Annotated in this window: 24 protein-coding genes; 14 read left to right on the top strand and 10 right to left on the bottom strand. The window is 56.8% G+C overall.

Features of this window, described 5'->3' with window-relative positions:
- Window position 1 precedes the first annotated feature (1 nt).
- From purL to grxD, 4 genes are all read left to right on the top strand, one after another.
- Window positions 2–2161 (top strand): phosphoribosylformylglycinamidine synthase subunit PurL, encoded by a 2160-nt coding sequence (purL, locus tag ACR0BF_RS11605; RefSeq protein ID WP_480624950.1) that lies wholly within the window; start codon window positions 2–4, stop codon window positions 2159–2161.
- 135 nt (window positions 2162–2296) lie between these two features.
- A complete protein-coding gene (locus ACR0BF_RS11610) occupies window positions 2297–2533 on the top strand; it encodes a BolA/IbaG family iron-sulfur metabolism protein (protein WP_480472581.1) in 237 nt (78 codons plus the stop codon).
- A 185-nt stretch (window positions 2534–2718) separates the two neighbouring features.
- Window positions 2719–3009: a hypothetical protein gene (locus tag ACR0BF_RS11615; RefSeq protein WP_480553410.1), complete on the top strand. Its 291-nt coding sequence runs from the start codon at window positions 2719–2721 to the stop codon at window positions 3007–3009.
- Window positions 2996–3358, top strand: coding sequence for a Grx4 family monothiol glutaredoxin (grxD, locus tag ACR0BF_RS11620; RefSeq protein ID WP_480472577.1), 363 nt, complete (start codon window positions 2996–2998; stop codon window positions 3356–3358). The genes ACR0BF_RS11615 and grxD overlap by 14 nt, the downstream gene beginning before the upstream one ends.
- A gap of 6 nt (window positions 3359–3364) precedes the next feature.
- Here grxD and ACR0BF_RS11625 read toward each other — a convergent pair whose 3' ends face one another.
- The 3 genes from ACR0BF_RS11625 to ACR0BF_RS11635 are packed head-to-tail and all read right to left on the bottom strand — an operon-like array spanning window position 3365 to window position 4847.
- Window positions 3365–3712, bottom strand: coding sequence for an MliC family protein (locus tag ACR0BF_RS11625; RefSeq protein WP_480624951.1), 348 nt, complete (start codon window positions 3710–3712; stop codon window positions 3365–3367).
- Window positions 3709–4104, bottom strand: a complete 396-nt coding sequence (locus ACR0BF_RS11630; protein WP_209504034.1) for a cell division protein ZapA — start codon at window positions 4102–4104, stop codon at window positions 3709–3711. Before ACR0BF_RS11630 ends, ACR0BF_RS11625 begins: the two co-directional genes overlap by 4 nt.
- Window positions 4104–4847 carry a hypothetical protein gene (locus tag ACR0BF_RS11635; RefSeq protein WP_480553407.1) on the bottom strand — a complete coding sequence of 248 codons (744 nt, stop codon included), beginning with the start codon at window positions 4845–4847 and terminating at the stop codon, window positions 4104–4106. Before ACR0BF_RS11635 ends, ACR0BF_RS11630 begins: the two co-directional genes overlap by 1 nt.
- Before the next feature lie 236 nt (window positions 4848–5083).
- On the opposite strand from ACR0BF_RS11635, the gene tkt reads away from it, so the two are divergent.
- Entirely contained in the window at window positions 5084–7108 is a 2025-nt protein-coding gene (gene tkt, locus ACR0BF_RS11640) for a transketolase (RefSeq protein WP_480624952.1), read from the top strand.
- A 454-nt stretch (window positions 7109–7562) separates the two neighbouring features.
- Here tkt and ACR0BF_RS11645 read toward each other — a convergent pair whose 3' ends face one another.
- A complete protein-coding gene (locus ACR0BF_RS11645; protein ID WP_480624953.1) occupies window positions 7563–8522 on the bottom strand; it encodes a DUF808 domain-containing protein in 960 nt (319 codons plus the stop codon).
- A 181-nt stretch (window positions 8523–8703) separates the two neighbouring features.
- Between ACR0BF_RS11645 and gap (ACR0BF_RS11650) the strand changes: the two genes are divergently transcribed.
- Together gap (ACR0BF_RS11650) and gap (ACR0BF_RS11655) are read left to right on the top strand one after the other, a co-directional pair.
- Entirely contained in the window at window positions 8704–9705 is a 1002-nt protein-coding gene (gene gap / locus ACR0BF_RS11650) for a type I glyceraldehyde-3-phosphate dehydrogenase (protein ID WP_480624954.1), read from the top strand.
- A 297-nt stretch (window positions 9706–10002) separates the two neighbouring features.
- Window positions 10003–11007 (top strand): type I glyceraldehyde-3-phosphate dehydrogenase, encoded by a 1005-nt coding sequence (gap, locus tag ACR0BF_RS11655; protein ID WP_480624955.1) that lies wholly within the window; start codon window positions 10003–10005, stop codon window positions 11005–11007.
- Here gap (ACR0BF_RS11655) and coaD read toward each other — a convergent pair.
- From coaD to ACR0BF_RS11670, 3 genes are all read right to left on the bottom strand, one after another.
- The gene (gene coaD, locus ACR0BF_RS11660; RefSeq protein ID WP_209596116.1) at window positions 10999–11490 is read right to left on the bottom strand and encodes a pantetheine-phosphate adenylyltransferase; all 492 of its coding nucleotides are present in this window, start codon (window positions 11488–11490) and stop codon (window positions 10999–11001) included. The two genes, gap (ACR0BF_RS11655) and coaD, sit on opposite strands and share 9 nt — an antisense overlap.
- Before the next feature lie 85 nt (window positions 11491–11575).
- Complete coding sequence (locus tag ACR0BF_RS11665; RefSeq protein ID WP_480472559.1) at window positions 11576–12013, bottom strand: CBS domain-containing protein; 438 nt, start codon at window positions 12011–12013, stop codon at window positions 11576–11578.
- Window positions 12014–12073: 60 nt separating this feature from the next.
- Window positions 12074–12955, bottom strand: coding sequence for a LysR family transcriptional regulator (locus ACR0BF_RS11670; protein ID WP_480476727.1), 882 nt, complete (start codon window positions 12953–12955; stop codon window positions 12074–12076).
- A 125-nt stretch (window positions 12956–13080) separates the two neighbouring features.
- Here ACR0BF_RS11670 and ACR0BF_RS11675 point away from each other — a divergent pair, with 125 nt between their 5' ends.
- Window positions 13081–14580 (top strand): CoA-acylating methylmalonate-semialdehyde dehydrogenase, encoded by a 1500-nt coding sequence (locus tag ACR0BF_RS11675; protein WP_480624956.1) that lies wholly within the window; start codon window positions 13081–13083, stop codon window positions 14578–14580.
- Between the two features lie 239 nt (window positions 14581–14819).
- Window positions 14820–15365: a L,D-transpeptidase gene (locus ACR0BF_RS11680; RefSeq protein ID WP_480517736.1), complete on the top strand. Its 546-nt coding sequence runs from the start codon at window positions 14820–14822 to the stop codon at window positions 15363–15365.
- Window positions 15366–15433: 68 nt separating this feature from the next.
- Here ACR0BF_RS11680 and ACR0BF_RS11685 read toward each other — a convergent pair whose 3' ends face one another.
- Together ACR0BF_RS11685 and ACR0BF_RS11690 are read right to left on the bottom strand one after the other, a co-directional pair.
- Window positions 15434–15910, bottom strand: coding sequence for a fasciclin domain-containing protein (locus ACR0BF_RS11685; RefSeq protein WP_480516897.1), 477 nt, complete (start codon window positions 15908–15910; stop codon window positions 15434–15436).
- Window positions 15911–15981: 71 nt separating this feature from the next.
- On the bottom strand, window positions 15982–16833 hold the full coding sequence (locus tag ACR0BF_RS11690) for a class I SAM-dependent methyltransferase (RefSeq protein WP_480624957.1): 852 nt from the start codon (window positions 16831–16833) through the stop codon (window positions 15982–15984).
- 137 nt (window positions 16834–16970) lie between these two features.
- Here ACR0BF_RS11690 and ACR0BF_RS11695 point away from each other — a divergent pair, with 137 nt between their 5' ends.
- From ACR0BF_RS11695 to ACR0BF_RS11715, 5 genes are all read left to right on the top strand, one after another.
- A complete protein-coding gene (locus ACR0BF_RS11695) occupies window positions 16971–18086 on the top strand; it encodes a carboxylate-amine ligase (RefSeq protein WP_480472551.1) in 1116 nt (371 codons plus the stop codon).
- 110 nt (window positions 18087–18196) lie between these two features.
- Complete coding sequence (locus ACR0BF_RS11700; protein ID WP_480624958.1) at window positions 18197–19339, top strand: acyl-CoA dehydrogenase family protein; 1143 nt, start codon at window positions 18197–18199, stop codon at window positions 19337–19339.
- A 7-nt stretch (window positions 19340–19346) separates the two neighbouring features.
- Window positions 19347–20387, top strand: coding sequence for an enoyl-CoA hydratase/isomerase family protein (locus ACR0BF_RS11705; RefSeq protein ID WP_480624959.1), 1041 nt, complete (start codon window positions 19347–19349; stop codon window positions 20385–20387).
- A 3-nt stretch (window positions 20388–20390) separates the two neighbouring features.
- Complete coding sequence (mmsB, locus tag ACR0BF_RS11710) at window positions 20391–21263, top strand: 3-hydroxyisobutyrate dehydrogenase (protein ID WP_480624960.1); 873 nt, start codon at window positions 20391–20393, stop codon at window positions 21261–21263.
- A 107-nt stretch (window positions 21264–21370) separates the two neighbouring features.
- Window positions 21371–21694, top strand: coding sequence for a hypothetical protein (locus tag ACR0BF_RS11715; protein ID WP_209504052.1), 324 nt, complete (start codon window positions 21371–21373; stop codon window positions 21692–21694).
- A 16-nt stretch (window positions 21695–21710) separates the two neighbouring features.
- Here the strand turns inward: ACR0BF_RS11715 and uvrA are convergent, their stop codons facing one another.
- The gene (uvrA, locus tag ACR0BF_RS11720) at window positions 21711–24569 is read right to left on the bottom strand and encodes an excinuclease ABC subunit UvrA (RefSeq protein ID WP_480624961.1); all 2859 of its coding nucleotides are present in this window, start codon (window positions 24567–24569) and stop codon (window positions 21711–21713) included.
- Window positions 24570–24578: the final 9 nt, after the last annotated feature.

The raw sequence follows: 24578 nt of genomic DNA on the forward strand, positions 1-24578 counted from the left end.
GATGCAAGAGCCCGCTATCACACCCGATCTGATTGCAGCACATGGGCTCAAGCCCGAGGAATATGACATGATCCTCGAGATCATCGGGCGTGAACCGACCTTTACCGAGCTTGGTATTTTCTCGGCGATGTGGAACGAACATTGTTCTTACAAGTCGTCGAAGAAATGGTTGCGCACTCTTCCAACCTCCGGGCCTCAGGTCATTTGCGGCCCGGGCGAGAATGCCGGTGTCGTGGATATCGGCGACGGTCAGGCCGTGGTTTTCAAGATGGAAAGCCACAATCACCCGTCCTACATCGAACCCTACCAAGGTGCGGCAACGGGTGTCGGCGGCATCCTTCGGGATGTGTTCACCATGGGCGCGCGCCCGATCGCTTCGATGAACGCGCTGTCCTTCGGTGAACCCGACCACCACAAAACCCGCCAGCTGGTCAACGGCGTGGTTGAAGGTATTGGCGGCTATGGCAACTGTTTCGGTGTTCCCTGCGTTGGGGGCGAGGTCCGCTTTCACCCCGCTTACAACGGCAATTGCCTTGTGAACGCCTTTGCCGCCGGTTTGGCCGACAGTGACAAGATCTTCTACTCTGCCGCGTCGGGCGTGGGCATGCCGGTGGTCTATCTTGGTGCAAAAACTGGTCGCGACGGTGTTGGTGGCGCAACGATGGCCTCGGCCGAATTTGACGACACCATCGAGGAAAAACGCCCCACTGTTCAGGTGGGTGATCCCTTCACCGAAAAGCGCCTGATGGAAGCAACACTGGAGCTGATGCAGACCGGCGCCGTGATCTCGATTCAAGACATGGGTGCTGCGGGCCTGACCTGTTCCGCCGTTGAGATGGGCGACAAGGGTGGTCTGGGCGTGCGCCTGGATCTGGAAAACGTCCCCCAGCGCGAAGAGAATATGACAGCCTATGAGATGATGCTGTCCGAATCTCAGGAACGCATGCTGATGGTTCTCAAGCCCGAGCTTGAGGCCGAAGCCCGCGCCGTGTTCGAGAAATGGGACCTGGACTTTGCCATCGTCGGTGAAACGATTGCCGAGGATCGCTTCCTGATCATGCATAACGGTGAGGTCAAGGCCGATCTCGTCCTGTCCAAACTGTCTTCGACCGCGCCCGAATATGATCGCCCTTGGGTGCCGACGCCCGAAGCCGAAGACCTTGCCGAAGTGCCTCAGATCGACCCGATTGACGGCCTGCGTGCCCTGCTGTCGTCGCCCAACTACGCGGGCAAGCAGTGGGTTTATGAGCAGTACGACACGATGGTGATGGCGGATACAAACCGGACACCGGGCCTGGGTGCGGGTATGGTGCGTGTTCACGGCACCGACAAGGTGCTGGCGTTCACCTCTGACGTGACCCCGCGCTACGTCCGCGCCAACCCGGTTGAAGGCGGCAAACAGGCGGTGGCCGAAGCCTACCGTAACCTGACGGCTGTTGGGGCCAAACCGCTGGCCACAACAGACAACCTGAACTTCGGCAACCCGGAAAAGCCCGAAATCATGGGTCAGTTTGTCGGCGCCGTTCAGGGCATCGGCGCCGCAGTCGGCGCGCTGGACATGCCGATCGTATCCGGCAACGTGTCGCTGTATAATGAAACCGACGGTCAGGCGATCCTGCCAACGCCCACAATCGGCGCTGTCGGGCTGCTGAATCACAGCGATGAAATCATCGGCAACGAGGTGCGCGAGGGCCACGTGGCTTTGGTGATCGGCGAAACCAAAGGTCATCTGGGCCAGTCCGCCCTTCTGGCCGAGGTCTTCAACCGAGAAGATGGCGACGCGCCGCATGTGAATCTGGACGCTGAAAAACGCAACGGCGATTTCATTCGCGCCAATCGTGGAATGATCAAGGCCTGCACAGACCTGAGTGATGGGGGCCTTGCGCTTGCGGCCTTCGAACTGGCCGAGGCCGCCGGGGTAGGCGTGTGTCTGGATGATGCACCGACGGAATTTCTGTTCGGGGAAGATCAGGCACGGTATTTGGTCGCTTGCAACTTTGATCAGGCCGAAGCGTTGATGATCGCGGCGGGTCAGGCAGGTGTACCGCTGGTCTCGGTAGGTCGGTTTACTGGCGATACCGTCAGGATCGGCGGCTCGGAGGCCTCGTTAGAAGACCTGACGGCCGTTTTCCGCAACAGCTTTGCCGACGCCGTCGCCTGATCAGGCTGTTTAAATATCGCTCGAAACCTGCGCCCTGAATAAGCGCAGGTTTCGTCGTTTTGGCACATTCATGTGCCCTTGCGCGCCAGGTTCAAGCGCTCTACATCTTTGGAAAGACCTTCAGGAGTTACCTACATGCCGATGAGCGCCCATCAAATAGAACACCTGCTGCGAGAAGCCTTTCCTGATGCGGTCATTCAGGTTGGCGGCAACGACGGTGTTCATATGTCCGCCATGGTGGTGGACGAAAGCTTTCGCGGCAAAAACCGAGTTCAACAACAGCGCGCCGTCTATGCGGCCCTGAAGGGCAAGATGGATGGCCCGGATGGAGAGCTGCACGCACTGGCATTGACCACGAAAGTGCCTGAATAGTGGACGAACCGATAGGATGGGCTCTACTGAGACTAACCTTTCTGTTCTTAGACGTTATCAGCTCCTTGGCGATCCTGTTTTGTGATCTACCGAAGCTACTGAAATATGGGCCCAGATATTGGCGCGTCACAAGGAATATGAGACGGCGAAAACTCACACAGCGCGAAGGTTAAGAGTGCCCAATTATGAATGGCTTGTTGTTCTGGATAGGTTTATTTGCAGCATTGATAGTTGCCGCCGCGCTGATCGAAGCCTATGTCAAACGCAACCGAAAAAGAAAACTGTCCGATATGCGTCCGGATCCGGGTGAACTCAGCAAAATGGGCGGCCTTGAGAGATATGGGCTTGATCCGGTGAAAATGGCGCAGGCTGAACACCGGCAGCTTGAAACGGAAGGATGGGCACCCAGTTTGCCCAGTGATGGAACAATCCCCGCAGATGCGGATGAAAAGGGAAAACAAGATGACCGACGTTAAGACCCGGATCGACGAAACCGTCAAAGCCAACGATGTGGTGCTGTATATGAAAGGCACCAAGGAAATGCCGCAATGCGGGTTCTCCTCGCGCGTGGCTGGCGTGCTGAACTATATGGGCGTCGAGTACACGGATGTGAATGTTCTGGCCGACGAAGAAGTGCGTCAGGGGATCAAGGATTATTCCGACTGGCCAACTGTGCCCCAGCTTTATGTCAAAGGCGAGTTTGTTGGCGGTTGCGATATCATCACCGAGATGACCCTGTCGGGTGAACTGGATGCGTTGTTCGACGAAAACAATGTCGGCTACAACAAGGAAGCAGCCGACAAAATCCGCGAAGCAAACGCGTAATCCGGCCTACCGGCTGGAACAACCCCGATAGATCTCCTGCTCATTGGCGGCGCCCGCCGCCAAATAGCTAACCGACGCGTCCCACCCTTTCGAGCGCAGGATGTAGGTTCCACCTTCACCAAAGGACTCGTAGCGGATACCTGATCCGCTTTCGACCTGACGCATCACAACCAGAGAATTGTCCACCAAGGTTGCCGCTGCCCCTGTACTATCCGGTGCGTTGAAATAGGTGACAGGCAGCGGTATTCCGTTTTCGCAGGTGAAGGTGACAGACAGAATATCGATTTCGGCCAGTGCCGTTGTTGCGGGCACGACCAGCGCCGCAACACAGATGAATTTGCGCAGGACCTTCATCTTGCCTTTTTCTCCTCAACTACTGCGGCCAGCGCTTCGGCTCGTGCGGCCAGTTCGGCCAGCGTATCTGTAACAGATGGCGGAACCACAGCCACTTCGATGCGCTCAGGTTCGGGCGCCGGGGCGCTTCGCAGCGCCTGAAGCTCGGCTTCGGCTTCGGCCAGTTTCCCTTCGAGCGATTTGACCTTGTCCTCTGTTGCCGCAGTCTTGTCGGCCAGCATCAAGCCGGCCATCAGCAACATGCGGGATTCGGGCATACGACCGATCTGATCGGACAGCACCTGTGCCTCGTCGTCCAACACTTTGGCGGCAGCGTGCAGAAAGGGCTCTTCCCCGTCTCGGCAGGATACGTCAAAACCGCGCCCGCCGATATGAATGGTCACTTCGGGCATCACTCTACCTCACCTTCAACAAGTTTCGCCTGCGACAGCAGAGGTTCCAACCTTGCAAGAACTGCCTGCGCTTCGGCGGCGTCTGACGCCTGTGCTGCGCGCGTTGCTTCCAGTTCCGCGACGGTGGCCCGGTTCAGCAGCTCGGCATCTGCGACACCTTCGGCGGCGGCGGCGCGCAATTCCTCTATCGCAGTGCGCAACTGCTCGTTTGCCTTGCGCATCCGTTGCAGATCGTCGTCCAGTCGCGACATTGCAGCTCCGTGACTGGTCCGTTCAGCGCGCAGCATCTCAAGCTCGGCGCTCAGGTCGTCGACGCGGACTGTATCTGACAGTTCGTCCTTTAGACGGCTGTTTTCCGCTTTCAGCGCCTCCAGCTCGGTGCTGTTGTCCAATGCGGCCTTGGCTTCGGCCAATTCAGCGCGCGCGGCTTCGACCGTCGCGATTTTCGCACGGGCTTCTTCCAGCTCGGATCGCAGAGCGTCTGTTTCGGCTGTATTGGTCGGAGCGCTTCGCAACTCCTCAAGATCGGCTCTCAGCCCATCCACTTCCTGTTCGTGCTGTTCCTTTAGGGTTCTCAGACGTTCCTGAAGCTGCGCGTTCGCAACTTTTTCATCTTCAAGCGCTGCCTGGAGGCCGTCATCCGGCCGGGCATCTACGGACGCGCCGCCCAATGCGTCGACACCCGCTCCGATACGGTCCATCGCCGCAATAATGCGGTGCTGTAATTCCTCAAGTTGGCTCATGCCCCTGTCACCTCTTTATCAAGGTTCGTTTTGTTGCGAAGCGATCCGAATCAAAATCGAATCCCGCCTGCCGCCAGTCTAACGGAATGCGACAGAAAATACCCACTGTTTGCTTTCAACCACTTGGACCACGCAGTTCACGCAATCCAAGCGGATAAACCCCGGTTCTGCTTGCACTTTGAGTGCTGAGTGGTATTGAGCCCGCAATCTGCTTTTTATCCAAAGGAACAACGCCCGTGGACCTGACTGCGCTGCGCAATGCCAACCCCGAACACTGGGACAAAGCTGCGGCCATCCGCACATTGACCCTTGATGCCGTCGCCGCTGCAAACTCCGGACATTCCGGTATGCCCATGGGCATGGCTGATGTCGCCACCGTCCTGTTCGAAAAGCATCTGAAGTTTGACGCCTCGGCCCCGAACTGGCCGGATCGCGACCGCTTCATCCTGTCCGCCGGCCATGGTTCGATGCTGGTCTATTCGCTGCTGTACCTTACGGGATATGCAGATGTGACGCTGGAGGAGATCAAGAATTTCCGCCAGTTGGGCGCAAAAACCGCAGGCCACCCCGAGAACTTCCTGGTCGCTGGCGTTGAGACCACGACCGGCCCGCTGGGTCAGGGTATCTCGAACGCCGTGGGCTTTGCGATAGCCGAAGAAATCCAGCGTGCACATTATGGCAAGAAGGTTGTTGACCACTATACCTATGTCATCGCGGGCGACGGATGCCTTATGGAAGGCGTAAGCCAGGAGGCAATCACGCTGGCCGGCCGTCACGAGCTGAGCAAGCTGATCGTCTTCTGGGATAACAACAACATCACCATCGACGGCACCGTCGACATCGCCGACCGCACCGATCAGGTTCGTCGCTTTGCGGCCTCGGGCTGGCATGTGATCGAAATCGACGGTCATGACCCCAAGGCCATCGACGCGGCCATCGTTCAGGCGAAGAAGTCGAACAAGCCGACCATGATCGCGTGCGAAACCCACATCGCTTTGGGCCACGCGGCTCAGGACACGTCAAAGGGGCACGGTGCGCTGACCGATCCGGATCAGCTGAAGGCTGCCAAGAAGGCCTATGACTGGACGCATGATGCATTTGACGTGCCTGCCAACGTCAAATCCGCATGGGAAGCCATCGGATCGCGTGGCGCTGCCGAGCGTGCGGAATGGGAAGCGCGTTTCGCACAACTGTCCGAGCGTAAGCAGGCTGAGTTCACCCGCGCCTATGCGTTCGAGGCCCCCAAGCGACTGGCTAGCGCCATTCGTGCCTTCAAAAAGCAGATGTCCGAAGACCAGCCAAAACTGGCCACCCGTTCGTCGTCGGAGAAGGTCCTGAACGTTGTGAACCCGATCATGACCGAAACCGTTGGCGGTTCGGCGGACCTGACCGGATCGAACAACACCAAATCGGCCGATATGGGTGTATTCCTTCCGGATAACCGCAAGGGTCGCTACATCCATTACGGTATCCGTGAACACGGCATGGCGGCCGCGATGAACGGCATGGCGCTGCATGGTGGTATCCGCCCCTATGGTGGCACGTTCATGGCCTTCACAGATTATGCCCGCCCGTCCATGCGTCTGGCCGCGCTGATGAAGATCCCCAGTGTCTTTGTGATGACCCATGACTCGATCGGTCTGGGCGAAGATGGCCCGACCCACCAGCCTGTCGAACATCTGGCGATCTCGCGTGCAACCCCCAACACTTTTGTGTTCCGCCCCGCTGACACCATTGAAACGGCCGAGGCATGGGAACTGGCGCTGACCTTCAAGGAAAGCCCCTCGGTCCTGTCGCTGACCCGTCAAGGTGTTCCAACGGTACGTACCGAGCACAAGACCAAGAACCTGACCGAACAAGGTGCTTACGTTCTGGCCGAAGCAGAAGGTAAGCGTCAGGCGATCCTGATTGCCACCGGTTCCGAAGTGTCGCTGGCCATGGAAGCCAAAGCGATGCTCGAAGCCGAGGGCATCGGCACCCGCGTCGTCTCGATGCCCTGCATGGAACTGTTCGCAGAGCAGGACGAAGCCTACCGCAAGCGCGTCCTTCCGGCAGGTCCGGTCCGCGTTGGTATCGAGGCTGCGGTTCGTGCTGGTGGTTGGGATCGTTGGTTGCTGGGTGAACGTGGCCGCGAAGCCAAAGCCGGGTTCATCGGCATGTCCAGCTTTGGTGCTTCGGCCCCTGCCGGTGAACTGTACAAGCATTTCGGCATCACCGCCGAAGCAACCGTGGCCAAGGTCAAGGAATTGTTGGGGCTGTAAATCAGTCCCATCTGATCGAGTAAAGGGCGGCCTTGGCCGCCCTTTTCATTTGGGTTCAGCCTTTACCCGAAGCGCAAGTTCTTCATAGGCTTTTAGAGCGTAGTCCAATCGCAACTCATACCGTCCTTGCACCACCACTATCTCAGGTGCTTGCAGGCCGAGGCAAGACAACGCCTGGCGAAGAAGTGTTCCAGACAGCGGAACATAAGTAGCCGATTGACCCACTAAAGCGTTGTAAAAGCGTCCCCCGAACCAACGGCTACGCTACTGCGCCCTGAAAGCGGTATCAACACAAAAATGCAAGAAACTGTACAGCTCGGATTCATCGAATGGGACCTCGTCGGCAGCAACACTCAAAGCAGAAATAATTGAGGATCTGCCGTTTGATCCGCGGGTGCCCACTTTTCGATTAAGCGGGCCATCGATGGTCGTGCCCAGACGGTAACGGGTCAATTCAGTGTTTCGCATTCTTACTTAACAGTGGTGCTATGATCCGGGTTGCAACAGGGATCAAAACCAATCCCCAAGCCAAACCAAATACGCCATCCATCGTGGCCTTGGATACCCACTCAACCGCGCCAACCCATTGATCAGACACAGTATGCCCAATGGCATAGGCCCAATCATGGATATGATGGCCCAACCATCCAAAGCCCAACACCTCCATCCCGTGGATGACGATCGAGCCCCCCACCCACAGCATCGCCGCAGTTCCTACTATGGACAGTGTTTTCATCACCGCGGGCATTGCCTTGACCAACCCTCGGCCCAGACCGCGACCGATAGGTGTCGGCGCGTTCTGCGCCAGATAAAGCCCAACATCATCCATCTTCACGATCAACGCCACCGAGCCATAAACCGCCACCGTCACGCCAATCCCCACAACGGCCAAAGTTGCGGCTTGCATCCAAAGGTTTGGCGCTTCGATCGCCGCCAGTGCAATGGTCATAATCTCGGCTGAGAGGATAAAATCAGTTTTGATCGCGCCCTTGACCTTCTGCTCTTCCAGATGGCCCGGATCCCGGTTTTTCATGTCTTCCTCTATCACGTGGCTTCCATGAGGAAACAGAACGTGAAAAATCTTCTCGGCGCCTTCAAAACACAAATATGATCCACCCAGCATCAACAGTGGGGTGATCAGCCACGGGGCGAAATTGGCCAGCAGCAAGGCTACCGGCAACAGGAGTATGATTTTGTTGAAAACCGAACCGCGCGCGATACGCCAGATGATCGGCAATTCGCGCGCCGGGGCAAAGCCTTGAACGTATTTTGGTGTTACCGCAGCGTCGTCAATGATCACACCGGCCGTCTTGGCCCCTGCCTTGCCCGCCGCGGCCACGACATCATCCACCGATGTCGCCGCAACCTTGGCGATCCCGGCCACATCGTCCAACAAGGCCAAAAGACCACTCATTGCGTTTCCTTTCCCTTTCGCTGCCGCATCTGGACCCTACCTGATCCAACGGCTAGCGCAAGCGTTAGCGCAACCGTCGCAGGTTTGCGCTAACACCTTAAAAATATGCCGTTTTTGCCCTTTTGAGATTCCCATTTCGCCGCTATATGGCCCTCAACGCAAGCGCATCAGGAGACGTCACATGACCATCAAGGTCGGTATCAATGGTTTTGGCCGTATTGGCCGCTGCACCCTGTCGCACATCGCCGCGTCGGGGCGTAACGACATCGAAGTGATCAAAGTCAACGCAACCGGCCCATTGGAAACCTCTGCGCATCTGCTGAAATATGACAGCGTTCACGGGCGGTTCCCGCGCGAAGTTTCGATCGAAGGCAACACAATGGATCTGGGCCGTGGCCCGATGCAGATGTTTTCCACCTACGATATGAATGAACTGGACTGGGAAGACTGTGACGTCGTTCTGGAATGCACCGGTAAATTCAATGACGGCAACAAGGCCAAAACACATCTGGATCGCGGTGCAGGTAAGGTGCTGTTGTCCGCCCCCGGCAAGAACGTGAACAAAACCATCGTTTTTGGTGTGAACCACAACACCCTGACCGCGAACGACAACATGGTGTCGAACGGCTCCTGCACCACCAACTGCCTGGCCCCGCTGGCCAAGGTGCTGGACGAGGGCGTCGGCATTGAACACGGTATCATGACCACCATTCACGCCTATACCGGCGACCAGCCCACGCTGGACCGTCGCCACAGCGACCTCTATCGCGCCCGCGCTGCCGCAATGTCGATGATCCCGACCTCAACCGGTGCTGCCAAAGCATTGGGTGAAGTTCTTCCAAACCTGAAAGGCCGTCTGGACGGGTCTGCCATCCGGGTCCCTACCCCGAACGTTTCAGCGGTTGACCTGACCTTCCGCGCGTCGCGTGACACCTCGGTGGCCGAGATCAACGCAATCGTCGAAGAAGCAGCCAAGGGCCCGATGCAGCGCGTTCTGGGATATGAGCCCGCACCGCTGGTATCAACCGATTTCAACCACACCGAAGAAAGCTCGATCTTCGCACCCGACCAGACCCGTGTCGTCGATGATCGCATGGTGCGCGTGCTGGCCTGGTATGACAACGAGTGGGGTTTCTCGGTTCGCATGGCAGACGTAGCCGTCGCCATGGGCCGCCTTAACTGACCCTTCGGACTTCGCTTGTACGTTGGTGCCCGCTCAGGTTATCTGGGCGGGCATTTTCGTTCGGAACCGACATGAACAATCAAATCGCTATCTGGCTTGGCGTCCTATTGCTTGGGGGCATGATGCTGGACGTAGCCTTGTATGGAACCGAGCACATGTTGTTCCTCGGTAAGAAGCTATACGACTTTCTGGACTGGCTCGCTTTTTGGCGATGACAGAGGTTTTTCTTGACATTTCGCTTGATCTGTAATTGTTAGCGCTAACTCATATGGCTGAGATATTTGTACGGAGCGAACCATGACCCTGAAACTAGCGATCAACGGATTTGGACGGATCGGGCGCGGGGTTCTGCGCGCGGTGATGGAAAGCGGACGTACAGACGTTGAGATCGTCGCGATCAACGACTTGGGCAAGCCCGACATGAACGCGCATCTGTTCGAATTTGACAGTGTTCATGGCCGTTATCCCAACCCTGTCACGCTTACAGACGACGGTCTGGATGTGGGGCGCGGCCCGATCCGCCTGAGCAGTGAGCGTAATCCCGAAGACTTGCCCTGGTCTGACATCGACGTTGTTCTGGAATGCACCGGGGTTTTCCGCACGCGCGAAGCAGCTGAACGTCACTTCAAGAACGGATCACGGAAAGTCCTGATCTCAGCCCCTGCACGGGGTGACGGCGGTGTGAAAACCATCGTCTTTGGCGTCAACGACAGCGAACTGACCGCCGACGATCTGATCGTTTCGAACGCATCCTGCACCACAAATTGCCTTTCTCCGGTTGCCGCAGCGCTGGACGCTGGTCTTGGCATCAAACATGGCAACATGACCACCGTTCACGCCTATACCGCCAGCCAACCTGTGCATGACACGGTTGGAAAAGACCCCTACCTGTCGCGCGCCGCAGCCCTGTCGATGATCCCCACCACAACCGGTGCAGCTGCCGCTGTGGGGCTGGTACTGCCGCAACTCAGGGGCAAATTGACGGGTCAGGCCATCCGGGTACCCACCCCGAACGTTTCGGTCGTTGATCTGGTTGCCGAGGTTTCGCGCCCAACGACCGAAGATGAGGTCAATCAACTGTTCATTGATGCCGCGGCAAAGATCCCCGGTGTTCTGGCCGCGGAAAGCCGTCCTCTGGTCTCGGTCGATTTCAACCACGACTCGCACAGCTCGACGGTGTCACTGGCAGAAACCAAAGTCACCGACGGCACGCTGGTTCGCGTGCTGGCCTGGTATGACAACGAATGGGGATTTTCGAACCGGATGCTGGATACGGCCGCCGCTATGGGTGCCCTAGCCTAACCGCTCACGCAGTGCCGCATTGACACGGGGCGTGACGAATTTCGACACGTCTCCGTTCAAACGGGCAATTTCTTTCACCAGTTTTGAAGCAATCGCCTGATGGCGTGCTTCGGCCATCAAAAAGACAGTTTCGATCGAGTCGTCCAGTGCGCGGTTCATACCAACCATCTGGAATTCATACTCGAAATCCGCGACAGCGCGCAAACCGCGCACGATGATCTGTGCACCGACATCCCTTGCGCAATCGATCAATAGGTTTTCGAAGGGATGAGCGATGATTTCTGTGCCGGTTTGTTCGGTCAGTTCGGCGCATTCGGCCTCGATCATCGCGACGCGCTCTTCCAGCGAGAACAAGGGGCCTTTGTCCCGGTTGATAGCGACGCCAATGACAAGTTTATCCACCAATGCAGCCGCCCGGCGAATGATATCGATGTGCCCTATGGTGATAGGGTCAAAGGTTCCCGGATACAAACCAACCCGCATCGCGCCCTCCTGCGCAACAAAATTTCTGCGCAAGCAAACACAACTTTGCTGCAGGTGCAAGTGATTGCTTTGGCACCCCTTGCTGTTAGTGCCCCATTATCATGCCTTCCAGGGCGTCCTTTTCCATCGCCAGTTCGGCCAATTGGGCCTTTACCACGTCACCAAGTGTGACGATGCCGATCAGTTTACCGTCTTCGACAACCGGCATATGTCGAAAGCGCCCTTCTGTCATGCGGGCCATGATATCCTGAACTGAGGCCTGACGCGTCGTCGTGATCAGATCCTGCGTCATGTAGGATTTTACAGGCTGGTCGAGACAGCCGCTACCGCTGGCGGCAAGCTCGCGGACGATGTCGCGTTCAGACAGAATTCCAATAGCGGTTTCTCCGCCATCGTCCGAAATAACAACCGTCCCGATCCGCTTTTCCGCAAGAATTTTCGAGGCTTCTGAAACTGTCGCCGTTGGCGCCACCGTTACAACGCCGTTTGTCGCTTTGGACGTCAGGATAGCCTGTACCAACATGAAGAATTCCTCCGGAATAATAACACTTATTCCAAAGCGTTGCGCGATTGTGGCGACCTGTCAAGCACCGGCATCTGCTTCCAATCGAAGCACTTCCTCGCGAATGCCGCGCGTTAGGGCATCGGCAAAGCGGTTCAGCCGTTCATTGCGCTGATCTCCTTCATGCCGGACCAGATAGAAACTTCGTGTCAGACTCACTTGATCCGTCAGGATTTTCCGTAGCCCCGGATGGAACGGCAACGTAAAGTCATGTGCCACGCAAACGCCTGTTCCCAAACTGACCTGCCGCAATTGCACCGAGACCGAGTTCGATGCAAGCGCGACACGGTCAACCCCAATATCGTTCAGGTAATCCAGTTCGCGGTCAAAGATCATGTCAGGGATGTAACCGATCAACCGGTGCCCCTTGAGGTCAGCGACCGAGTGGATTGGTTCGTGACGTTTCAAATATTCATCGGTCGCGACCATGTGCAGTTTGTAGTCACTGACTTTCTTGACCAAAAGCTGCCCTGCGGTTGGCGCGCTGACGGTCACGGCCATATCGGCCTCGCGACGGGACAGGTTGATCACCCTCGGCAGAGCCAGAATCTGAATATCCAGTTCCGGGTTTGAATCACTGATCCTGGCGCAGACCTGGGGCAACAGGTAATTTGCGCTGCCATCTGGCGCGCCGATCCGGATTTGCCCGCTGAGTGATTTCGTGGATCCTGCCACGGCCCCGGCCGCTGCGCGCATCGCCTCTTCGGCATGCAACCCATGCTCCAACAGGCGCTGCCCTGCCGGTGTCAGGACATAGCCCTGCTGCGACTTGGTGAACAACGCAGAATCCAGCGTCGTTTCCAATCGCGCAACACGTCGCCCCACGGTGGCGGGGTCGATTTTCAGGATACGACCAGCGGAGGAAAGACTTTCCTCGCGCGCCACGGCCAGAAAGATCCGCATATCGTCCCAGTTTGGAGTCACACCGCTTCCTTTTGCATTTTTGCAAAACTCTTTTGAGACATTGCCTCTGTTCGCGGGATTTCTGCAAGCCTATTGTGCGCATAAATCTATCGGAGGAGTTATTGATGCAAGATCTGACCCATTTCCTGAACGGCGAAATGGTCGCCGGTACATCCGGTCGTTTCGACAACGTCTACAACCCGGCAACGGGCGAGGTTCAATACAAGTGCCCGATGGCAAGTGCTGCGGAAACCACGGCGGCGATTGAGGCCGCAGCCGCTGCCCAGCCGGAATGGGGCGCAACCAACCCTCAGAAACGTGCACGTGTCATGATGGCAATGGTCGGCCTGATGAACCGCGACATGGACAAACTGGCCGAGGCACTAAGCCGCGAGCACGGCAAGACCATCCCCGATGCCAAGGGCGACTTGCAGCGTGGTCTGGAAGTGATCGAATACTGCATCGGTGCACCGCAGATGCTGAAGGGTGAGTTTACAGACAGCGCAGGCCCCGGCATCGACATGTATTCCATGCGCCAACCACTAGGTGTCGTGGGGTCGATCATGCCCTTTAACTTCCCTGCGATGATGCCACTGTGGCATGTCGGTCCTGCACTGGCCTGCGGTAACGCCGTTGTTCTGAAACCCTCCGAGCGTGACCCCTCGGTTCCGCTGATGCTGGCCGAACTGTTTGTCGAAGCCGGTCTGCCCAAAGGCGTGTTTCAGGTCGTGAATGGCGACAAAGAGGCCGTTGATACGATCCTCGACAGCGAGATCATTCAGGGCGTCAGCTTTGTGGGGTCTACCCCGATCGCGCAGTATATCTATAGCCGCGCCACAGCAAACGGCAAACGCGCGCAGTGTTTTGGTGGTGCCAAGAACCACATGATCGTCATGCCGGACGCCGATCTGGATCAGGCCGCCGACGCGCTGGTCGGTGCCGGGTTTGGCGCAGCTGGCGAACGCTGCATGGCAATCTCTGTTGCGGTTCCCGTTGGTGAAGAAACCGCGGACAAGCTGATCGAAAAGCTGATCCCACGCGTCGAAAAGCTGAAAGTAGGCCCCTACACCGCTGGTGACGATGTCGACATGGGCCCTGTTGTAACCGCCGCCGCGAAAGAACGTATCCTTGGCCTGATCAATTCGGGTGTCGAGCAAGGCGCAAAGCTGGTTGTCGATAACCGCGACTTCAGCCTGCAAGGTTATGAGGACGGTTTCTTTGTCGGCCCGCACCTGTTTGACCACGTCACTCCGAACATGGACATATACAAACAAGAGATCTTTGGCCCGGTTCTGTCGACTGTCCGAGCAGGTTCCTACGAAGAGGCGATTGGCCTGGCGATGGACCACGAATACGGCAACGGCACAGCGATCTTTACCCGCGACGGTGACACAGCGCGCGACTTTGCGAGCCGGATCAATATCGGCATGGTGGGTATCAACGTTCCGATCCCCGTTCCGCTGGCTTATCACACTTTTGGTGGCTGGAAAAAATCCATGTTTGGTGATCTGAACCAGCATGGCCCGGACAGCTTCAAGTTCTACACTCGCACTAAAACAGTGACCGCACGTTGGCCGTCCGGCATCAAGGAAGGTGGCGAGTTCAACTTCAAAGCCATGGACTGATTTCAGCCTGCACGACCATGGAACCCGGCCGCATTCAGGGCCGGGTTTTCGCATCTTTCCGCCGACCAGCTTTCAAATTCCCCACGCTCACAAGAAATTCAGGTGCGTCGCTCTGGAAAATTGCGTCCAATGGAAATATCTTGCCGCCAAATACACAGCGAGCAGTGAACTTACCGGAGGCAACCTTGTCCCAATCCCGAATAACTCGTCGTTCCGCCCTGCTAGGCGTTGCATCCCTGATGGCGACCCCCGCCCTTGTTCGGGCACAAAGCACTGATGCTTTCCCGCAAACCGAAGACGCGATCAGCACACAGTTGCCGGTACGGCGCAATGTGTCGTCCTTCTCGCAGCAAAACTGGCAGGACCATTTTGATGAGCTGGGCGTAGGCTGCCTGTTGGCCGACATTACCAGCCGCGCGGTTCACTATTGGGCGCCGGATGGCACCTATAAGCTGTACCCCAGCTCTGTACCCATGAGCGAAGAGCTTACAAAACGCGGCTACACAAAAGTTGTGCGCAAGACCGAGTTTCCAAGCTGGACACCGACTGCCTCGATGCGCGAGCGTGACCCCAGCCTACCTATTCGGATCGATGGCGGTGATCCCGGAAACCCGCTGGGCACCCGTGCAATGTATTTGGACTGGCCCGCTTACCTGGTTCATGGCACGCATGACACCCGCAAGATCGGCCGGCAGAGTTCGTCTGGCTGTATCGGCCTTTACAACCAGCATGTCGAAGAACTGTATCCGCTGGTTAAGGTCGGCACACAGGTTCGTTTGATCTAATCTACCAGCTCAGAAAAGCAAAAGCCCCGGTCATACGCCGGGGCTTTGATCTCTTTAGGAACAGAGCGTCATTCCGGCAGGATAACAGCGTCGACCACGTGGATCACGCCATTGCTGGCTTCAATGTCTGCCTGTATGACCTTGGCGTCATTCACTTTGACGCCGTTTTTGGCATTCACGCTAAGCCGATCACCCTGAACAGTCAGAACCTTGGCGCGCTTGCCAGCAATGTCGCCGGACATCACTTTGGCTGGTACTACATGGTATGTCAGGATCGATACGAGTTGATCCTTGTTCTCCGGCAACAACAACGTTTCCACCGTGCCTTCGGGTAGTGCGGCAAAGGCTTCGTCTGTCGGGGCAAAGACGGTGAATGGACCTTTTCCTTTCAAGGTATCTACCAAACCTGCGGCTTGAACTGCGGCCACCAACGTGTTGAACGATCCGGCTGCTACAGCGGTATCAACGATATCTGCAGCCTGCGCTTTGAGCGGCATGGCAAATGCAAATGCGGCGGCGGCACCCATAAAAGTACGACGAAACATGGCTGTCTTCTCCTCTCCAGCTTGTTATGGAAAGGGATACGTGGCTTTCGTCACGCCGGATCAGTCTGAGATCATTTTTCTTTTAGCTGCACCCAGATGCTTTGCGCGCGCCCTTCAGCCAAAAAGGGCAAATCGGCGACAGCATCGGGTCGATCCTGTTGCAAGTAATATCCCGGCCAAAGCATTGAATACGCGCCAGATTGCAGCAAAGCGTGCAGCATGTACTGCTCACCCCAACCTGGGCAATCATAGAAGAACCGCTTGGGGTATTCGTAGGGCAGAAAAACATCGTGCACATGGATCACCACTCCGGGCTTCAGTGTTGGAATGATGCGGCAAAAAAGATGAGCGACGTCGTTGCTCATCCGCACGACGTGGCTGGAATCAATAAACAGGATGTCGCCGGCTTCCAGCTCTGAAAACAGCGCCGGGTCGGCCTCCTCCAGCCGTTTTTGTTCGAACCGATCAACAACATGGACAATGTCAGCGCGGGGATACGGATCGATGGCCGTAATTGTGGTGTTAAACCCGCCATCGATGACCGCCTGCCGGGTTACTCGGGTCGAGTTACCGCATCCAACCTCGATCACCCGCCGGGGCTGAAAGCGGCGGATCATCAGATACAAGGCATCCGCGTCCGGGCTGTCGTAATAGCCGTTTCCGGTACGATAGCCAGTCTGATTGCGCTCTGGATCCTTCAGCGCCTCTAGCGCATTCTTGTGCATGGCGTATTCACTGGCCAGCTGCGAAATATCAAACCCATCCATCCCCGGGGACAAAGCATAGACGGGGCGCGTCAGACCTCCGGCAGCCTCAAAAGCTTCCAACCGTGTGCGCTCATCCTGTTCGGTGACCTTGTCGACCAGTTTCACACCCAGCTCATCCAGGGCGGCGTTGATCTGCGGGAATTTTCTGGGTTTCAAGTCGCTGGCTCCGTAGTCTTTGCTGCGATGTTCCTTACCTTTGCTAGTCGTTCCTCTGCAAGGACAAGCCGGGCAAACCCTTGGCAAAAAGAAAATTTCCGTATTCACTGATCGAAATAACTACCGCGAGGGCCGCCATGCAGCAGGAATTCACGATCGGGATCGAAGAAGAATACCTTCTTGTAGACCGCGACAGCCTCCAATTGTCCGAAGCCCCCGAAGCGCTGATGGAAGCCTGTCAGAATGATTTCGAAGGTCAGGTCAGCCCCGAATTCCTGCAATGCCAGATTGAAGTCGGCACCCGCCCGCATGCAACCGTCGCTTCGGCGCGCGAGGACCTGAAACGCCTGCGGTCCTGTGTATCAGAACGGGCAGCGGATTATAATCTGTCGCCAATAGCCGTGTCGTGCCACCCTTTCGCAAACTGGAAGGATCAGCATCACACCCGCAAAGAACGCTATGATGCGCTGCAACATGCGCTGGGGGGCGTGGCCCGCCGGATGCTGATCTGCGGAATGCATGTTCATGTCGGGGTTGAAAGCCAAGCATTGCGTTCTGATCTGATGCCGCAATTGTCTTACTTCCTGCCGCATCTTCTGGCGTTGTCCACGTCCTCGCCTTTCTGGAATGGCGAGGATACGGGCCTGTCTTCGTACCGCCTGACTGTCTTTGACAATTTGCCGCGCACTGGTCTGCCGCCGGTCTTTGCAAGCTGGGGCGAATATGAACGCACGACAGGTATTTTGATTGAACTGGGGGTCATTGAAGATACCACTAAGATCTGGTGGGACCTGCGCCCCTCGCATCGCTTTCCAACGCTTGAAACGCGGATTATGGATGTCCAGCCAAGGTTGGAGCACACGCTTTCACTTGCCGCCCTTATTCAGGCGTTGACCAGAATGCTGTGCCGCTTGAAAGATCGCAACTTGCGCTGGCGGCAATATGATCGCTTTCTTATTGGTGAAAACCGCTGGCGCGCGCAGCGATATGGTGTGGGCGAAGGATTGATCGACTTCGGCGATCGCTCGATCAAACCCATGTCCGATTTGATCGGTGATCTGATGGGATTGCTGGCCGAAGATGCCGAGGCACTGGGCACAATGTCGGAACTTGCCCGCCTGCGGCAGATTGCCGAAAACGGCACCTCGGCCACACGCCAGCGCCGCGTTCACGCCGAGGCTGCCGCACGAGGGGAAGATCCCGGCAAGGCCGTCGTGCGCCACCTGATCGAAGAGTTCCACGCGGATCTTTAGGCACTGGCGACGACAGTCCCCTGCCCAGAGCCATTGTTGAACCTGCAAAATTTCTGTAAGAATTCAGAAATAAACAACCGTTCAATTCATTGCCGATGGGAGGGAGCGCCATGGATTTCGCACTCAGCGAGGAACAAACAGCCATTTTCGATATGGCACATGCCTTTGGGCAGGAACATATCGCCCCTTTTGCCCGGCAATGGGAGTCTGATGGAACGATCCCCAAAACCTTGTGGCCCCAAATCGGAGAGCTTGGCTTTGGTGCCCTTTACGTGTCAGAGGCTAGCGGTGGGTCAAACCTGACCCGTCTGGATGCAACCCTGGTTTTTGAGGCCTTATCGATGGCCTGCCCGTCGGTTGCAGCGTTCCTGTCAATCCATAACATGTGCGCCAAGATGCTCGACAATTTTGCCGACGATGACCTCAAGGCGCGCATCATGCCCGATGTTCTGAGCTTGAAAACTGTGCTGAGTTATTGCCTGACCGAGCCCGGTTCTGGATCGGATGCGGCGGCGCTGAAGACACGTGCTGAACGAACCAATGAAGGCTATACGCTGAACGGAACAAAAGCCTTCATTTCAGGCGGCGGATATTCCGACGCTTACGTCTGCATGGTGCGTACCGGTCAGGATGGACCCAAAGGGATATCGACCGTTTACGTTGAAGACGGCACGCCCGGACTCAGCTTCGGCGCGCTCGAGCAGAAGATGGGCTGGAAAAGCCAACCCACCGCGCAAGTTCAGTTCGACGATTGCAAGATACCGGCCGGAAACCTTGTGGGCACGGAAGGTGACGGGTTCAAATATGCGATGATGGGGCTGGATGGCGGTCGGCTTAACATTTCTGCCTGTTCCCTTGGGGCCGCTCAGGCGGGGCTGGACATGACGCTGCAATACATGTCTGAACGTAAGGCTTTTGGCCAATCCATCGACCAGTTTCAGGCCCTTCAGTTCCGTCTGGCGGATATGGAGATCGAATTGCAGGCCGCGCGCACGTTCCTTCGGCAGGCAGCCTGGAAGCTGGATCAGGGCGCACCCGATGCCACGAAGTTCTGCGCCATGGCCAAGAAATTCGTCACTGAGACCGGATCGAAAGTGGTGGATCAGTGCCTGCAATTGCATGGTGGTTATGGCTACCTTGCTGATTACGGCATCGAAAAGCTTGTGCGTGATCTTCGTGTGCACCAGATATTGGAAGGCACGAACGAGATCATGCGTGTGATCGTATCGCGCCAGTTGCTTGCCAATCGCTGAGGCATCCATGTCAGATATCGATATCCGCACCACAGGCCGTGCCGGGCGTATCACCCTGACCCGTCCTCATGCGCTGAACGCGATGACCTATGACATGTGCATGGCCATCGACACAGCTCTGCGCAACTGGCGCGAGGACGATGAGATCGACCTGATCATCCTGGACGCCGAAGGGGAAAAAGCCTTCTGCTCGGGCGGTGATATTGCTGAACTTTATGAAACCGGCACCAAGGGCGATTTTTCTTACGGTCAGAAATTCTGGCGTGACGAATACCGTCTGAATGCCCTGATATTCGAATATCCCAAACCGGTCATCAGCTTTCTTCAGGGGTTCGCGATGGGCGGCGGTGTTGGCATCGGATGCCATGGCAGCCATCGCGTTGTGGGAGAAAGCGCAAAGATTGCCATGCCAGAATGCTCCATCGGACTGGTGCCGGATGTCGGCGGCTCGTTGATGCTGGCCCTTGCACCCGGACGCGCGGGTGAGTTTCTAGGGACAACGGGCTATCGGATGGGGCCTGCGGATGCGATCTTTGCAGGGTTTGCCGATCTTTTCATCCCGCAATCGCAATGGTCCGATCTGATCGAGTTGCTCGAAGCCTCTGGAAACGCTGAACTATTGGCTGACCACGCCGATACACCGACTGATGGTGAATTGGTGAACATGCAGGCCCAAATCGATCAGCATTTTTCCGGTGAAACCCTTGGCGACGTTCTGAACAGTCTGCACAGAGACGACAGTGAGTTTTCGGCGAAAACTCTGGGCATGCTGAGGAAGAACGCACCGCTTTCCGTGACCTGCACGATCGAGATTCTTCACCGCCTGCGCACCCCTTCTCTGACCATACGCCGAGCTCTGGAGATGGAGTATCGTTTTACCTACCGCGCGATGGAGCATGGAGATTTTCTGGAAGGTATCCGCGCGCAGATCATCGACAAGGATCGCAATCCGAACTGGCAGTTTCCTGACATGAACGTCCCTCTGGTTGCCGTGTCGAAAATGCTTCAGCCCCTGGGTGCGGACGCCCTGACTTTCGAAGAGGATTAAGAGATGCAAATCGGTTTCATCGGACTGGGAAACATGGGCGCGCCAATGGCGGCCAATCTGGCAAAAGCCGGTCATAAGGTACTTGGCTTTGACACAGCGGGCGTGACGGTTGACGGGGTTACTCCGGCCGAAACCGCTTCGGAAGCCGTCGCAGCGGCCGATGCTGTCATCACGATGCTGCCAAACGGTGCGATTCTGAGGGCCGTTGCCGATCAAATCATTCCCGCAATGGCACAAGGTGCCGTGTTAATCGATTGCTCGACGGTTGACGTGGAAAGCGCGCGGGCAGTTGCGGATCAGGCCATCAACGCCGGACTGTTGTCCGTAGACGCGCCGGTTTCAGGCGGCATCGGTGGTGCTGCAGCTGGCACGCTGACCTTCATGGCTGGCGGATCAGAGGCCGCGTTTGCCAAGGCATCCCCCCTGTTCGACATCATGGGGCAGAAAGCTGTTCACTGTGGTGAGGCCGGTGCCGGCCAGGCCGCCAAAATCTGCAATAACATGATCCTTGGTGTCACCATGATCGCAACCTGTGAAGCCTTCGCCCTAGCCGACAAGCTTGGTCTGGACCGGCAGAAGATGTTTGACGTGGTAAGTACGTCGTCCGGATACAGTTGGACGATGAACGCCTATTGCCCTGCCCCCGGTGTCGGTCCGCAAAGCCCGGCGGACAATGGGTACGCCCCCGGATTCGCGGCTGAGCTGATGCTGAAGGACCTGCGCCTCAGCCAGCAGGCGGCAGAGAGTGCAGATGCAGATACACCGATGGGTCAGGTGGCCACCGCGCTTTATGAGCAATTTGTCGAGAACGAAGATGGCAAGGGACGCGATTTCAGTGCCATGCTGCCACGGTTCGAAAAGCGCGGGCGTGACTAAGACAACTGGCGGCATCTTGCCCAACGATTTGACAGATGTTGGGCAAGCGACCATCTAGGCAGTCATGAACAAAAGGCCCGGCTGGCCAAATCGCAAAGGACGGCGACATGACGAGATTTTTGGTGACGACGGCAACTCTGGCGGCTTTGGCCCTTTCCCCGGTTGCCGCGGTTGCAAAGAACAAGGCCGGGCATTGCCCTCCGGGCCTGGCCAAGAAATCCGTTCCCTGCGTGCCGCCTGGTCAGGCAAAGAAAATCTATCGCGATGGTGACTTCATTACCAACGACTACCGTTGGATCAATGACCCCTATCGCTATGGGTTGAACCGAAACTACTCATATGTCCGTGCGGGTGATTACGTGTACCGGGTCGACCCCGAGACACGCAAAGTCCTGAACCTGATCGGCGCGATCGCAGATATCCTGAACTGAGGCCGCGTCTAGGCACTTATTCTGCCGCGACGCGCGCCCCTTTCAGCATCGGCTTCAGGTATCGCCCGGTGTGGCTGCGTTCAACATCGGCTATGTCTTCTGGTGTTCCGGTGGCGACGATTTCGCCACCGCCATCACCACCTTCAGGTCCAATGTCGATGATATGATCCGCAGTTTTGACCACATCCAGATTATGTTCAATCACCACCACAGTATTGCCCTGATCGACAAGTTCGTGCAGCACTTCCAACAGCTTGCGCACATCTTCGAAATGCAGACCTGTTGTCGGTTCGTCGAGAATATAGAGCGTTCGCCCGGTTGAACGCTTCGACAGTTCCTTAGACAGCTTTACCCGCTGCGCCTCGCCACCTGACAACGTTGTGGCTTGTTGACCCACCTTGATATAGCCAAGACCCACACGAGCAAGGGCGTCCATCTTGTCCCGGATTGACGGCACGGCCTTGAAGAACTCCTGCGCATCTTCCACTGTCATATCAAGCACATCCGCGATGGATTTGCCCTTGAACTTGATCTCAAGCGTCTCGCGGTTATACCGCGCGCCTTTGCAGGTTTCGCAAGTCACGTAGACATCCGGCAGAAAGTGCATCTCGATCTTGATGACACCGTCACCCTGACATGCCTCGCACCGCCCGCCTTTGACGTTAAAGCTGAAGCGACCCGGTTTGTATCCGCGTGCCTTAGCCTCGGGCAGACCGGCAAACCAATCTCGGATCGGGGTGAAGGCGCCAGTATAAGTCGCCGGGTTTGAACGCGGCGTTCGCCCAATGGGTCGCTGGTCGATGTCGATGACCTTATCGAGGTGTTCCAGCCCCTTGATGGTTTCACAGGGTGCTGGTGTCTGACGTGCTCCGTTCAGCCGCATTGACGCGGTTTTGAACAATGTCTCGATGGTGAGGGTGGATTTACCCCCGCCAGACACTCCGGTGACACAAACGAATTTGCCCAAGGGGAATTCGGCTGTGACATTCTTCAGGTTGTTGCCTGTGGCCTTGACCACCGTGACTTTCTGCTTCTTGCCTTTACGGCGCTGTACCGGAACTGCGATTTCACGCGTTCCTGCAAGGTACTGCCCGGTAATGGAGGCCGCATCCGCCGCGATTTGCGCAGGCGTTCCATGACTGACCACCTGCCCGCCATGTACACCTGCTCCCGGACCGATATCGAAAACATAGTCAGCTTCACGGATGGCTTCCTCGTCATGTTCTACAACGATCACCGTATTGCCCTGATCCCTCAGGTTCTTGAGCGTACCCAGAAGCCGGTCATTGTCTCGCTGATGCAGCCCGATCGAAGGCTCATCCAAAACATAGAGAACCCCGGTCAGCCCCGAGCCGATCTGACTGGCCAGACGAATACGCTGGCTCTCGCCACCTGACAGTGTTCCGCTTGAACGGGACAGCGTAAGATATTCCAAACCAACGTTATTCAGGAAACCGAGTCGCTCGCGAATCTCCTTGAGAATGGCGCGGGCAATTTCGTTTTTCTGGGCGCTCAGGTGGTTGGGCGCGTCTTCGATCCACGCCAAAGCCTCACGGATCGACATCTGCACCACCTGCCCCACATGCAGCCCGGCGATCTTTACCGCCAGCGCTTCGGCCCGAAGCCTGTAACCTTCGCAGGCGCCGCAGGGACGATTGTTTTGATATCGTTCAAATTCCTCACGAATCCATGCGCTGTCGGTTTCGCGGTACCGGCGTTCCATATTCGGGATCACGCCTTCAAAACTGCGGGTCACCTGATAGACGCGCCCACCTTCATCGTACCGGAACTGAATTTCATCATCCCCGGACCCACGCAGAAAGACCTCCTGCACATTATAAGGCAGGTCTTTCCAGGGCGTGTTCTTGTCAAACTCGTAATGGCGCGCAATGGCCTCGATGGTTTGTAGGAAATAAGGGGATTTACCCTTGCGCCATGGGGCCAAAGCACCATCGTAGAGTTTCAGCGTCTGGTCCGGCACCACCAGGCGTTCATCGAAAAACAACTCAACTCCAAGACCGTCACAATCCGGGCAGGCACCGAAGGGCGCGTTGAACGAAAACAGGCGTGGTTCGATTTCGGGAATGGTGAAACCGCTGACCGGGCAGGCAAAATTCTCGCTGAATGTGATGCGTTCCGGATCACCCACACGCGGGGCAGTTTCCAATATGGCAATCCCGTCCGCCAGATCCAGAGCGGTGCGCAGGCTGTCGGCCAGGCGCGTTTCCATACCTTCCCGCACAACCAGTCGATCAACAACCACATCGATATCGTGACGGAATTTCTTATCCAATACAGGCGGTTGATCCAGTTCGTAGAACTCTCCGTCCACCTTGACGCGCTGGAAACCCTGTTTGCGCAGCTCCAGAAATTCTTTTTTGTACTCACCCTTCCGATCGCGCACGATGGGGGCCAGAAGATAACCGCGCGTGCCGTCTTCCATTGCCATGATCCGGTCGACCATGTCCTGCACCTGCTGCGCCTCAATCGGTTGCCCGGTGGCTGGGCTGTAGGGCGTTCCGGCGCGGGCAAACAGCAGACGCAGATAGTCATAGATTTCGGTTACCGTGCCCACAGTTGAACGCGGGTTCTTGGACGTCGTCTTTTGTTCAATCGAAATTGCCGGAGACAGGCCGCTGATATGGTCGACATCTGGCTTTTCCATCATATCCAGGAACTGCCGGGCATAGGCCGAAAGGCTTTCGACGTACCGGCGCTGGCCTTCGGCATAGATGGTGTCAAACGCCAATGAGGACTTCCCCGAACCCGACAGTCCGGTGATGACCACCAACTGATCCCGAGGGATATCAACGTCTATACCTTTGAGGTTATGTTCGCGCGCGCCGCGCACCTCGATATTCTTCAGCTCAGCCATATGCGGCCC

The organism is Ruegeria sp. AG7 (assembly GCF_056541545.1).

What these genes read in the sequence shown, in the direction of transcription:
- mmsB (WP_480624960.1), top strand. Translation starts at nt 20,391, where the DNA reads ATGCAAATCGGTTTCATCGGACTGGGAAACATGGGCGCGCCAATGGCG.
- ACR0BF_RS11685 (WP_480516897.1), bottom strand. Translation starts at nt 15,910, where the DNA reads ATGTTTCGTCGTACTTTTATGGGTGCCGCCGCCGCATTTGCATTTGCC.
- grxD (WP_480472577.1), top strand. Translation starts at nt 2,996, where the DNA reads ATGACCGACGTTAAGACCCGGATCGACGAAACCGTCAAAGCCAACGAT.
- ACR0BF_RS11635 (WP_480553407.1), bottom strand. Translation starts at nt 4,847, where the DNA reads ATGAGCCAACTTGAGGAATTACAGCACCGCATTATTGCGGCGATGGAC.
- ACR0BF_RS11705 (WP_480624959.1), top strand. Translation starts at nt 19,347, where the DNA reads ATGTCAGATATCGATATCCGCACCACAGGCCGTGCCGGGCGTATCACC.
- uvrA (WP_480624961.1), bottom strand. Translation starts at nt 24,569, where the DNA reads ATGGCTGAGCTGAAGAATATCGAGGTGCGCGGCGCGCGCGAACATAAC.
- gap (WP_480624954.1), top strand. Translation starts at nt 8,704, where the DNA reads ATGACCATCAAGGTCGGTATCAATGGTTTTGGCCGTATTGGCCGCTGC.
- ACR0BF_RS11675 (WP_480624956.1), top strand. Translation starts at nt 13,081, where the DNA reads ATGCAAGATCTGACCCATTTCCTGAACGGCGAAATGGTCGCCGGTACA.
- gap (WP_480624955.1), top strand. Translation starts at nt 10,003, where the DNA reads ATGACCCTGAAACTAGCGATCAACGGATTTGGACGGATCGGGCGCGGG.
- ACR0BF_RS11615 (WP_480553410.1), top strand. Translation starts at nt 2,719, where the DNA reads ATGAATGGCTTGTTGTTCTGGATAGGTTTATTTGCAGCATTGATAGTT.
- ACR0BF_RS11700 (WP_480624958.1), top strand. Translation starts at nt 18,197, where the DNA reads ATGGATTTCGCACTCAGCGAGGAACAAACAGCCATTTTCGATATGGCA.
- ACR0BF_RS11630 (WP_209504034.1), bottom strand. Translation starts at nt 4,104, where the DNA reads ATGCCCGAAGTGACCATTCATATCGGCGGGCGCGGTTTTGACGTATCC.
- coaD (WP_209596116.1), bottom strand. Translation starts at nt 11,490, where the DNA reads ATGCGGGTTGGTTTGTATCCGGGAACCTTTGACCCTATCACCATAGGG.
- ACR0BF_RS11670 (WP_480476727.1), bottom strand. Translation starts at nt 12,955, where the DNA reads ATGCGGATCTTTCTGGCCGTGGCGCGCGAGGAAAGTCTTTCCTCCGCT.
- ACR0BF_RS11715 (WP_209504052.1), top strand. Translation starts at nt 21,371, where the DNA reads ATGACGAGATTTTTGGTGACGACGGCAACTCTGGCGGCTTTGGCCCTT.
- ACR0BF_RS11695 (WP_480472551.1), top strand. Translation starts at nt 16,971, where the DNA reads ATGCAGCAGGAATTCACGATCGGGATCGAAGAAGAATACCTTCTTGTA.
- ACR0BF_RS11625 (WP_480624951.1), bottom strand. Translation starts at nt 3,712, where the DNA reads ATGAAGGTCCTGCGCAAATTCATCTGTGTTGCGGCGCTGGTCGTGCCC.
- ACR0BF_RS11665 (WP_480472559.1), bottom strand. Translation starts at nt 12,013, where the DNA reads ATGTTGGTACAGGCTATCCTGACGTCCAAAGCGACAAACGGCGTTGTA.
- ACR0BF_RS11610 (WP_480472581.1), top strand. Translation starts at nt 2,297, where the DNA reads ATGCCGATGAGCGCCCATCAAATAGAACACCTGCTGCGAGAAGCCTTT.
- purL (WP_480624950.1), top strand. Translation starts at nt 2, where the DNA reads ATGCAAGAGCCCGCTATCACACCCGATCTGATTGCAGCACATGGGCTC.
- ACR0BF_RS11680 (WP_480517736.1), top strand. Translation starts at nt 14,820, where the DNA reads ATGGCGACCCCCGCCCTTGTTCGGGCACAAAGCACTGATGCTTTCCCG.
- ACR0BF_RS11645 (WP_480624953.1), bottom strand. Translation starts at nt 8,522, where the DNA reads ATGAGTGGTCTTTTGGCCTTGTTGGACGATGTGGCCGGGATCGCCAAG.